Source organism: Kaistella soli, assembly GCF_019038595.1.
GTDB classification, from domain to species: Bacteria; Bacteroidota; Bacteroidia; order Flavobacteriales; family Weeksellaceae; genus Kaistella; species Kaistella soli.
This window is the reverse complement of sequence record NZ_JAHOPF010000004.1, coordinates 56,237-67,649: the sequence shown is the minus strand read 5'-3', so window position 1 is coordinate 67,649 and position 11,413 is coordinate 56,237. Positions and strand designations below refer to the sequence as shown.

Annotated in this window: 6 protein-coding genes; all 6 read left to right on the top strand. The window is 44.4% G+C overall.

The annotated features are described in order from the left end of the window. Window positions 1-554 precede the first annotated feature (554 nt). Complete coding sequence (gene glyA / locus KSK37_RS08395) at window positions 555-1,820, top strand: serine hydroxymethyltransferase (protein WP_217200828.1); 1,266 nt, start codon at window positions 555-557, stop codon at window positions 1,818-1,820. Window positions 1,821-2,428: 608 nt separating this feature from the next. After that, window positions 2,429-2,896: a regulatory protein RecX gene (locus KSK37_RS08390; protein WP_217200827.1), complete on the top strand. Its 468-nt coding sequence runs from the start codon at window positions 2,429-2,431 to the stop codon at window positions 2,894-2,896. A 1,053-nt stretch (window positions 2,897-3,949) separates the two neighbouring features. Next, a complete protein-coding gene (locus tag KSK37_RS08385; RefSeq protein WP_217200825.1) occupies window positions 3,950-7,750 on the top strand; it encodes a beta strand repeat-containing protein in 3,801 nt (1,266 codons plus the stop codon). Window positions 7,751-7,757: 7 nt separating this feature from the next. Further along, the gene (locus KSK37_RS08380) at window positions 7,758-8,012 is read left to right on the top strand and encodes a hypothetical protein (RefSeq protein ID WP_217200823.1); all 255 of its coding nucleotides are present in this window, start codon (window positions 7,758-7,760) and stop codon (window positions 8,010-8,012) included. 206 nt (window positions 8,013-8,218) lie between these two features. Continuing rightward, window positions 8,219-9,010: a polysaccharide biosynthesis/export family protein gene (locus tag KSK37_RS08375; RefSeq protein ID WP_217200821.1), complete on the top strand. Its 792-nt coding sequence runs from the start codon at window positions 8,219-8,221 to the stop codon at window positions 9,008-9,010. A gap of 3 nt (window positions 9,011-9,013) precedes the next feature. Further along, window positions 9,014-11,356 carry a GumC family protein gene (locus KSK37_RS08370; protein ID WP_217200819.1) on the top strand — a complete coding sequence of 781 codons (2,343 nt, stop codon included), beginning with the start codon at window positions 9,014-9,016 and terminating at the stop codon, window positions 11,354-11,356. Window positions 11,357-11,413 lie beyond the last annotated feature (57 nt).

Below are 11,413 nucleotides of genomic sequence, written 5' to 3'. Positions count from 1 at the left end.
ATCTTATTAAATCGCTGTGGTCTCTGCGGAGTCTCTGTGGTTAATAATTATGAGGTTTATGTTTAAATTTTCAATTAGAAGAATTTTAATGGTCTTGATTTCTTAATGGTTCATCTGTCTTAACCACAGAGGCACGTGGGTTTTCACGGAGGGCATGGAGATTCTGAAAAAAAACACAAGCATCCCTTTTTTAAGTTAATTCAAAAAAGATGATCTTATTAAATCGCTGTGGTCTCTGCGCGGTCTTTGTGGTTAGTAGGCACTGTTTTAGCCACAAAGGCACAGGTTTTCACATGACGCATCAAGATCGAAAAAGTTCGGACTTCAAACTATCTTAACCATAGAGGTAAGTAGGTTTTCACGGAGAACACAGAGATGGGCACTTTCAAAAAACGAGCTTATTAAAGCGCTGTTGTTTCTTTGTAGCCTATGTGCCTTTGTGGTTAAAAAAAGACACATCCGGATCTCCCCAAACCGCAGTTTTCTTCCCCGGAAAATTTGCTTAAATTTGGGTTCTTAATAATCATTCATTTATTATCAATAATACAACAGATATGGATCCAATTTTTGACCTCATAGAACAGGAAAGACAAAGACAAACCCACGGAATAGAGCTGATCGCTTCCGAGAATTTCGTTTCCGACAACGTCATGAAAGCGATGGGAAGTGTTTTAACCAATAAGTACGCAGAAGGTTATCCGGGACGCAGATATTACGGCGGCTGTGAAGTGGTGGACGAAGTGGAAACCCTTGCTATTGAAAGAGCCAAACAGCTTTTCGGCGTTGAATACGCGAATGTTCAGCCGCATTCAGGTTCTCAGGCGAACGCTGCCATCTATCTTTCGGTCTTAAAACCGGGCGATAAAATTTTAGGTCTTGATTTATCCATGGGAGGGCATCTGACCCACGGTTCATTTGTGAATTTTTCCGGAATCCAGTACAATGCCAATTTCTATGGAGTAGACCGTGAAAGCGGCCTGATTGATTATGAAGCCATGCGTCAGAAAGCGCTGGAAGTAAAACCCAAAATGATGATCGCGGGATATTCCGCGTATTCCAGAGATCTGGATTTTAAAAAGTTCCGTGAAGTGGCGGATGAAGTGGGAGCAACCCTTTGGGCAGATATCGCGCATCCTGCAGGACTGATCGCAAAAGGACTCCTGAGTTCTCCGTTCGAGCACTGCCACGTCGTTACCACCACCACGCACAAAACCCTGAGAGGACCAAGAGGCGGACTGATCATGATGGGTAAGGACTTTGAAAATACTTACGGTCATAAAACCCCTAAAGGAGAAACCAAACTGATGAGTGCGGTACTCGACAGCGCGGTATTCCCGGGCATACAGGGCGGCCCGCTGGAGCACGTTATCGGAGCAAAAGCTGTTGCCTTCGCAGAAGCGATTGATGACCGGTTCACCGCTTATGCCCATCAGGTGGTAGCAAACGCCAGGGCTTTGGCAAAAGCCATGATCAGCAACGGTTTCGATATCGTAAGCGGCGGTACCGATAACCATCTGATGCTGGTTGACCTCAGAAACAAAAACGTGAACGGTAAAGAAACCGAAAAAGCACTCGTAAAAGCCGACATTACCTGCAACAAAAACATGGTTCCGTTTGATGACAAATCCGCGTTTACCACTTCCGGAATCCGTCTCGGTACGGCCGCCATCACTACTAGAGGACTGAAAGAAAACGATATGGAAACGATTGCGGGACTGATCAACGATGTGGTGACCAACCTCAAAGATGAATCCGTGATTTCCGGTGTACGCAAAAAAGTAAATGAACTGATGGATGCCAGACCGCTGTTTCAGTATTAGGCTGGATGATGGGTGATGGGTGCTGGGTGATGGATGTCGGATGTTGGATGTTGGATGCCGGATATTCCGGTTTTTCAAAAACTTTGTCAAAGTATTCTGATGCCGCCTTAGAGCTTTGACAAAGTAGGCTCACGGGACTTTGATAAGGTTGTGAATTTAAAAATCAAACCACCGACTTAGGAGATTTTTGCGTTAAGAAAAATTGTAATTATTTCCTGAACTTCAATTACAATAAACAGACATAAAAATCCCCGCTGTCTGAGTGGCGGCAAAAAACTTTCATTAACGCTGCAATCTTGCGGTCCGCCCGAGTTTTGGGGATTTTCTTAGAAATAATTGCTATTTTTTAGCAATCCGCCATAGGCGGATCGCCGATTCAATTAAAAATATATAAAGATGAGGCAAAAAGATCCAGTCTTGACTTTTTTGTTACTTTTTGTGTTAAGACAAACCGTTGAAAACGGTTCGCTGATTCCATTGAAAAATATAAAAAAGGAAGCAAAAAGTAAAAGAAACTACTAAGATCAGGACTTGATTTTTTCGCATTAGGCAAAAGAACTATAAAGTTAAATATCAAGAACTTTTAAAAGTAACCGGTATATTTATTCATGGAGCAGAAAAAATCCTACACTTTCCTGGAAATCAAACAGAAACTGGTCAACTACTGCGTTTATCAGGACCGCTGCCATCAGGAAGTGGAGCAGAAGATGCGGGATTATCTGGTGATCCCGGAAGCGAAAGAGGATATTCTTCTGTACCTGATGAAGGAAAATTATCTTAATGAGGAACGGTTCACCAGAAGCTATATCCGCGGCAAGTTTTACATGAAATCGTGGGGGAAAAACAAAATCATGAATCATCTTAAATTTAAAGGAATTTCAGAGAAGCTGATCCGCAAATGTTTTGATGAAATTGATGACGCTGATTATGAGAAGACGCTGGCTAAAATTTATGAACATTATTATGCTCAGCAGAAAGGAGTGAAAGAATACCAGAAAAAATCGAAGACGGTAAAGTACCTTTTGGGCCGCGGCTTTGAATATGAGGAAATTCTGAAGGTGACGGGGGAGCGGTAATGAGCGCGGGGTATTTGAGTCGGATGGTATTTGAGTATGAAAGATTCCTTGTTTCCTCGGGATGATAACCGTTTTTCGGAAGAGCGTTCTGGCATTGTTCTACCAAGTCATTTTTTTTTATTGACGAGATCCCTCCTTACGTCGGGATGACAATGGGGTCCTGGGAAAGTAACTGCTATTACAAAAGGAGAATTTGTCATTCAGAACGGAGCGTTAGCGGAGTGAAGAATCTTGCCGTCAGGAGATCCCTCGATTCCTCGGGATGACAATCTTTTGGTAAGAAATCCCTCCTTGCGTCGGGATGACAATGGTGTCCTGGGAAAGTAACTGCTATTACAAAATGGCGAGCTGTCATTGACTCCGTCAAACATTCTGTTTCAGAATGCATCGAAGCATAGTCGAATTGAAAACGTAGGTTTCGCTGAAGATTACGAACGTAGTTCAGAAGAATCTTTGCAGTCACGAGATCCCTCGGTTCCTCGGGATGACAACCGTTTTTCGGAAACTAATTGTCATTAAAAAAGGAGCTCTTGTCATTCAGAGTGGAGCGAATCCGAGTGAACAACCTCTTCACCGGAATGGTTTCAGTTTAGAAAGATCCCTCGATTCCTCGGGATGACAACCGTTTTTCGGAAGAGACTCATCCCCCGGGTCTTCCCAGCCTTTTTTTCGGACGGGATATTTCTCTGCTTAGATGAGAGTGGCTGAGAAACACTTGGGCCTTCTCGTTCGTCAGCCACTATAGTGTCACCTTCTTTATGGGTGTGTTTATTTACATTACAATAACTTAATCTTGAACCTTTTGCGTATCTCGCAAAGATTATCTACTTTTGGCGCTAATATTTTTGTATGATAAGAAATTTACCTGTTTTTTCCTCACCTTCATTACCGGCAGACCACGAAACAATCTGGTTTAATTAATTTTATGACGGATTCCTGTCATATATCATCTATTTGCGCTGCCGCATTACCGGAATTTTACCGCAACTTTACCTATTGGCAGATCATCTGGTCCTGCTTTTAACACTACTATTTACTGAAAAAAAATATATTATGAACAAAAAACGATTTTTTATGATGAAAACGGCTCTGGCTTTTTTTATGGTGCTCTGCTCCGTTTGGGGGTGGGGGCAAACCACTATATTTACTGAAACGATGGGTACTGGAGCCTCTGGAAATCCTTCAGCGACAAATTATACGGGATTTGCAAATTATTCGACTTTAACGTTCAGAGGTGATGCTGACGTTAGAAATAATACTGCTTCCAGCTATTCAGGTGCATCAGGAGGTAACAATGTATTCATCACAAATACAAGTGGAAGGTATTTTACAATATCGGGAATTAATATTTCTAATTATAATTCCTTAGGACTGTCGTTTGGATTTTGGAAGTCTTCAACAGGGAATATTACCAGTTCCCAACTGGTTGTAGAAGTTGCAACGGATTATAATCCCGCAGATAATACTGGAACATTTACATCTTTGACTTATCCGACTGTTACCACTGGATCAGCGTGGAGTATGGTAACGATCAATGGAGGTGTAATTCCATCTTCTGCGAACCTTGCTATCAGGTTTAGACAAAATCAAACAACACAACAAGTTAGAATAGATGATGTTAAGTTAGTTGGAGTAGCTCCAACTTGTACCACCTCTACTTTTTCCTTTAATTCTCCGAGTATTAACAAGGTCACCGGTGACGCACCTTTTACGAATACTTTTACCACTAATAATACGTCTCCCACTGTATACTCCAGTAACAACACTGGGGTAGCTACTGTAGATACAAGTTCAGGTGTAGTTACTGTTGTCGGCGCAGGAAATGCGACCATCAGCGTAGCACAAATCGCAGACGGCACTCATTGTGCAGTAAGCGCAAGTTATAGCTTGACGGTAACATCTTCCTCGCCACAGTTAGCTATATCCGGCGTACCGACGGACCATGGAAGTTCTTGCCCAGGGGTTCCAAATACCAAAGTGCAGTATACCATTACCAACAGTGGCGCAGCCGCAGCTGCCGGACTCAATGTCACTTCCAGCGATCCACAGTTTGTGGTCTCTAATTTATCAACTTCCACAATTGCAGCAGGAGGCACTGCCACTTTCGATGTAGTCTTTACTCCTTCTTCGTCGGGTTCTAAAACAGCAACCTTGACGGCGACAAGTACAACTTCTGGAAGCAATACTTCTACTATTGTGCTGACTGGAAAAGGGAATGCCACCGTAGAAGGTGCTGTAACGACCAGTGCAGAAACAAATTTAGGAAGCGTAGCTGTTCAGCTTAACGGCAATGTGAACACCTTAGGAACTTGTCCTGCCACACAGGAGAAAGGTTTTGCGTGGGGAGCCAATGCTGATCCAACTGTTTCTGACAATTCAACGACAGTCTCTGGTGTTGCGACCGGACCCTATAGCTATACTTTATCTGGACTTACGGCTAATACAGTTTATCATTACCGCGCTTATGTTAAAGATGCGAATAATGTTTACACGTACGGTGCTGATAGACAATTTACCACTTTAGCAGTGGCTGATCACTTGGCTTTTGTGAATGTTCCGGCAACTGGAAATGTGGGTAGTAACTTATCTTCATTTAATGTAGAAGCACGCAGACCTGATAACAGTGTAGATACTAATTATACTGGAAATGTAGTTTTAAGCAAAGCTTCAGGTGCGGGAGTGCTTTCAGGTACAATAACCAAAGCTTTTGTAAATGGAATTGCGACTTTTATTGACATTCAATTTGATTCTGTAGGACTATATAGCTTATCGGCAAATAATGGTATTCTTGAAACAATTACATCGAGTGAAATTGCCATAACCAAAGTTCCTACTTATAAAAAAATTACTTCTTTAGACGATCTTACTGATGGAGAATATCTTTTGGCAGATGCTACCGACAAAGTAATCATGACAAATGCCCTTTCAAGCGGTGCATTTGGAGTTACATCTGTTTCACCTGTTAATAATGAAATCATTAACCCTATTGCGACCACAGTTTGGAGCATTGTTAAAACAGGGACTAATTACGTAGTGCAAAATGTGTCTGATTCTAAATATCTTAATTATGTTTCTTCGACAAACTTGTCAGGGGTTACAGCGGTAGCCACCAATAACCAAAAATGGGTTATTACTTACAATACAGATCATTTTTCAATTATTAGTGCTGCGGACAATACCCGTTTACTGAAATATAATTCCGCATTATCCATACCAGGCTTTAAAGCTTACACCACTTCAACCCAATCACCGGAAGTAAGCCTTTACAAAAAAGTTACTAACACCACATGGACAGGATCGCCAGCCGCATGGTCAAATGGTGCTCCTACTTCAGATCTTCCTGCCATCATCAATGAAGATTATTCGGGTCCTGCCTTCGAAGCGTTTTCCTTAACCGTAAACGAAGGAAAAACTTTGACTGTAAATAGCTCCGTAAAAACAGGTAACGTCACCAATAACGGAACTATCATCGTGGCCAATAATGCCAATTTTGTGCAGACCGGAACATTCACCGCAGGCGATGCTTCTTCTTTCAAACTGAGAAGAGATTCCAAAGCAGTGAAGCGTCAGGCCTATATCAACTGGAGCAGCCCGATGCAGGGTTCAGCGCAGACGCTCAAGGCATTCTCCTATGGGAAACTTGCTGATGGAATCACCAATCAGTCAGCGACCGGGACTTTGGATAACAGATTTTATACCTACGACAATGGCGTATATGTTCAGGTTGCTGATCCGTCGGTAACTACGTTTACTACACCTGGAACCGGATATCTTATCCGCACACCAAATGATTTCACGACAACCCCTCAGGTATTCCACGGACAGTTCGAAGGAAAAACTCCGAATTCCGGGGACATCAGCTATGATCATGGTAACCTGATAGGCGGTTCATTCGTTTTGTTAGGGAACCCGTATCCGGGCGCAATTTCGATTGAGGATTTCTGGGCGGCCAATCCTGATACTACGGGTACGGTCTATATCTGGGACAGCGGTGCCATGATGGATGGCAGCGGAAACTATTCGGGAAGCAATTATTCCGCGTACTCTTCAATGGGGTCAGTTCCTGCGAATGCGATCGACGGTTATATTCCCGCAGGTCAGGGCTTCTTCGTAGAAAGAACTTATATTGATCCTTATATCTTTAAAAACAGCATGAGAAGAGGTGACCAGACCGGGATCTTCAGTAAGTCTCCGGTTCAGGATAAATTCTGGCTGCAGATGACGGCACCTTCCGGAGCGAAACCTCAGATGTTGGTTGGGTTTAATGCGGCGGCAGGCACCGGATATGATCAGGGCTATGATGCTAAAATGATCGACAACAACGCTGATGTGCTCTACACCACCGTGGATGATAAAAAACTCGTCATCGATGCTCACGGTATTTTCGATGATGCGGATAGCTTTAACCTGAATGCTAATTTCAGTACCTCAGGGAATTACACAGTGGGTATTCTTCAGAAAGAAGGAATCTTCAGCGGTATCCAGAACATCTACCTGAAAGATAATGTGACAAGGACCGTGACTGACCTTTCAGCAGGTTCTTATACTTTCAGTGCAGAGCCGGGTCTTCAGGTCAACCGGTTCACGGTACTGTTTAAATCAGGGACTGTTCTCGGGACAGACAGTGCAGCAAAATCCGGAATAACCGTCTTCAGTTCCGGCAGTGAAGTGCATGTGAAGGCAGATCAGAATATCAGTGCGGCAGAACTCTACGATATGAGCGGAAGACTGCTGGGATCCTCCCGTGCGGGAGCTAGAGAAACCGTAATGACGGTGTCTTACCGCGGAGCTGTGATTCTGAAAGTAAGACTGGAAAACGGAATGGTACAGACCAGGAAATTAATGCTTAAATAAACCTAACATGAAAAAATATATTACTGCAGCAGCAATAGTGCTGATGTCGGGTTACAGTCTGGCACAGTCAGATTCCCGTTTCTATAACACAGAAGGAAGCTATAAAAGAGGTCAGGAAACTGACCCTGGCGGAGGCGGAGGCATCGGCGGCGAAGACCCTCAGCCTGCACCGATCGATGATTATGTTCCCGCGCTGTTTATTGCCGGACTGGCGATCGCGGCTTATTATGCCGGAAAAAAACAAAAGGTTACTGCATCTTAAGATCGATGATTAAGCCGTTTTAATTACAAAGCTTCCCCGAAAGGGGAAGCTTTTTGCTTTTTTTTGAAATCATCTCCGGTACTGCTGCGTGGGGGTATCTGCCTGATGCTATGGGCTTCTGAGATCCGCCTTAACCATCTGTTAATATCGGCGGACTGGGCATTCTTCTTTTTTTTTCCTATATTTGCAGCGATTTAACTTTAAAAATGAAAAGCAGCATATATCTCCTTTTTTTCCTGATCGCCGTATCCTCCTGCAAACCCAAAGAAAATATGGTATACATGGAAACCGACAGAACTTTGGCAGCAGAACAGGTGAAGCAGGCTGTTTTTGAAGGTTCCCACTTACAGTCCGGAGATCTTCTCGACATCAAAGTAACCGCTTTCGATGAGTTTGCCGTGCGACCGTTTAACCTCCATTCCATGAACCAAGTGAGCACTCCCGGAGACGTGCAGAATACCCAGGCCGCACAGACGGCCCCTCAGGGGTATCTGGTGGACAATGAAGGCTATCTTATTTTCCCCGTATTGGGAAAGATTTTCGTGAAGGGAATGACCATGGCACAGCTCAGGTCAGACCTTGAAGAGCGGCTCCATACTTACCTTTCCGATCCTCTGGTATCCATCCGCCAGCTCAATTTCAACATCACCGTGCTTGGGGAAGTAAAAAGCCCGGGCAAATACACCAATGCTTCCGATAAACTCACCCTGCTTCAGGCTTTGGGCATGGCAGGGGATATGACCGACTACGGCGACCGTACAAAAGTGAAACTGGTCAGAAATGAAAACGGAACCGACAAAACCATCGTTATCGATTTTACTGATAAAAACATTACTTCCTCTCCCTATTATTATATGCAGCAGAATGACGTTCTCTATGTAGAACCTGACGTCATCAAAAAAAAATCAGCCAATGTGGACCCCAACAGAAATCTGGCCTTTCAGATCGGCGGGGTAGTACTGGGACTTGCATCAATACTTATTACCTTACTACGTTAATTCATGGAGTTTACAGATACGATTGCAGAAAAACGCGACGGCGGACAGATCAAAAGACAGATTCAGCGTTATTTCCTTTTCTGGCCTCTTTTTTCAGGCTCTTTACTGCTCGCGCTTTTCGGGGCCTGGCTTTATTTAAGATATGCCACCCCGCAGTACATGAGCAAAGCTTCCCTCTATGTTAAAAGTGCCTCTGCCAAGTCGGGAGAGATCATGGGCCTTCAGGATTTTCAGAATATGGCACTGCCCTCCGGGCTGATGTCAAATGAAGTGGACAATGAGATTTCGGTGGTCAAATCAAAACCGCTGATTTTAAGTGTTGTGAAAAGCCTGGGTCTGGAAGTGAAGGTGATTAACGAGGGCAATGTAAAGGAAGCTGAGCTCTACGAAACCAGTCCGGTAAAAGGCAGCATCCTTTCGCTGGTTAATCCCAGAGCTTTCAGTTCCTATTCCTATACCATTTTCCCTTTAGGAGCGGACCAGTTTAAACTCAAAGACTCGCATAAAGAAATATCAGGTACCTATGGGGTTCCTGTCAAAACCCCGTTCGGAAGCTTTGTGCTGAACAGAAATCCCGGCGTCACTTTCAGCAAGTCATTAACCCTCAGCATTGTGAACCCACGGGTTGTTGCTGATAAAATAGAAGCGTCGCTCAACGTTGTGGTCCCCCAGAAAAAATCCAGCATCATGGAGCTCAGCCGCATCGGAACCAATCCGATCCGTTCAGAAGATATTCTGAACGAGCTGATGAAGCAGTACAATATCGACGCGATCAAAGATAAGAATGCGGAAGCCCTGAATACGGCCAGTTTCATTGATGAGAGACTGAATCTTATCACCAGGGAACTGGGGGGGATTGAAAGCCAGAAAGAAAACTTCAAGGAAGCCAATAAAATCGCCGATTTACAGGCGCAGGCACAATTGAGCCTGCAGAATGCGAGTGAAAATACCAAAAAGATGATGGAGGTGGGAACCCAGCTCGAGATGGTCGACTCGGTCCTCAAAATTGCCAACTCTTCCGCCAATGATCAGCTCCTTCCTACCAATGTGGGGATGCCGGCCGGTTTGGACAACGTCATTAACGAATATAACCAGCTCGTGCTGACGCGCAACAGGACCCTCAGGCAGGCCACGCCTTCCAATCCTGCGGTGCAGCAGTTCAATCGCGACATCGCTTCGATGCGCGAACTGATCCGGGACAATCTCAGAAAATCCAGAACCAGCCTGCAGATCTCGATGGGGCAGATTCAGAACCAGATCAACAAATCGGGGGCCGATATTACCAAATTTCCTCAGCAGGAAAGAGTCTTCCGGAGCATTGAAAGACAGCAGAACCTCAAGGAAGCCCTCTTCCTGTATCTGCTTCAGAAAAGGGAAGAAACGTCCATCGCCCTGTCAGTGAATACCCCAAAAGCCAAAATCGTCAATCCGGCCTATACCGTTGCAGTACCGGTAGCCCCAAAAGGGAATATCGTATATCTTGCGGCCGCTCTTCTTGGACTTCTATTGCCGGGAGCATTTCTGTACACGCGTTTTGCACTCGATACTTATGTACACAGCCGCAGACAGATCCGGGAAGCCCTGCCTGAGATTCCGGTGGTGGGAGAAATACCGAATGCCGGAGATCAGGAGAATGCCCTCGTGAGAACGAATGATTTTTCCTCTTTTGCGGAAGCATTCCGGATCATGCTGACCAATATTAAATTTGTGCTTACCCCGCCCCCAGTAGGAAGCGCCGGAGTCATTCTGGTTTCTTCCTCGGTGAAGGGCGAGGGGAAAACCACCATCAGTGTCAACACTGCATTGAGCATAGCGCAGACCCGTAAAGTTCTGCTGGTCGGGGCAGATATCCGTAACCCTCAGTTTAAGAGATTTATGGATCTGTCCTCCAAAGGACTGTCGGATTATCTGGCGTCCGGCGATGAGCGTATTTCGCAATATATTGAACCTTCGGGACTGAGTAAAAATCTCGACGTCATCCCGAGCGGCAGTATTGCCCCGAACCCAACCGAACTTTTAGCCGGGCGGAGATTTGAGACCATGCTGCAGGAACTCAAGCCCCAATACGATTATATTGTGATTGACACCGCGCCAATGCTGATGGTCAGCGATACCTTTAACCTTTTGCCTTATATGGATCTTCTGTTGTATGTGATGCGCGCTGAGCATACCGATAAAGACATGTTTGAATTTGCTGACCGGATTCACAGGGAGAATGCCAAAGGAAAGTTTGCGGTGGTTCTCAATGATGTACGAAGTATTCATTTAAGTTACGGCAATAAGTATGGATACGGGTATTATACGGAGGAACCGAAGAAAAAAAAATGGTTTAATTTTTTTAGTTGATGGAGTTTGATGTTCGCTAAAAACTTTCCGACTTTCATTATATATTATTACATTATA

Excerpts from the sequence above, each read along its gene's own strand:
- glyA (WP_217200828.1), top strand. The coding sequence starts at position 555 with ATGGATCCAATTTTTGACCTCATAGAACAGGAAAGACAAAGACAAACC.
- KSK37_RS08390 (WP_217200827.1), top strand. The coding sequence starts at position 2,429 with ATGGAGCAGAAAAAATCCTACACTTTCCTGGAAATCAAACAGAAACTG.
- KSK37_RS08385 (WP_217200825.1), top strand. The coding sequence starts at position 3,950 with ATGAACAAAAAACGATTTTTTATGATGAAAACGGCTCTGGCTTTTTTT.
- KSK37_RS08380 (WP_217200823.1), top strand. The coding sequence starts at position 7,758 with ATGAAAAAATATATTACTGCAGCAGCAATAGTGCTGATGTCGGGTTAC.
- KSK37_RS08375 (WP_217200821.1), top strand. The coding sequence starts at position 8,219 with ATGAAAAGCAGCATATATCTCCTTTTTTTCCTGATCGCCGTATCCTCC.
- KSK37_RS08370 (WP_217200819.1), top strand. The coding sequence starts at position 9,014 with ATGGAGTTTACAGATACGATTGCAGAAAAACGCGACGGCGGACAGATC.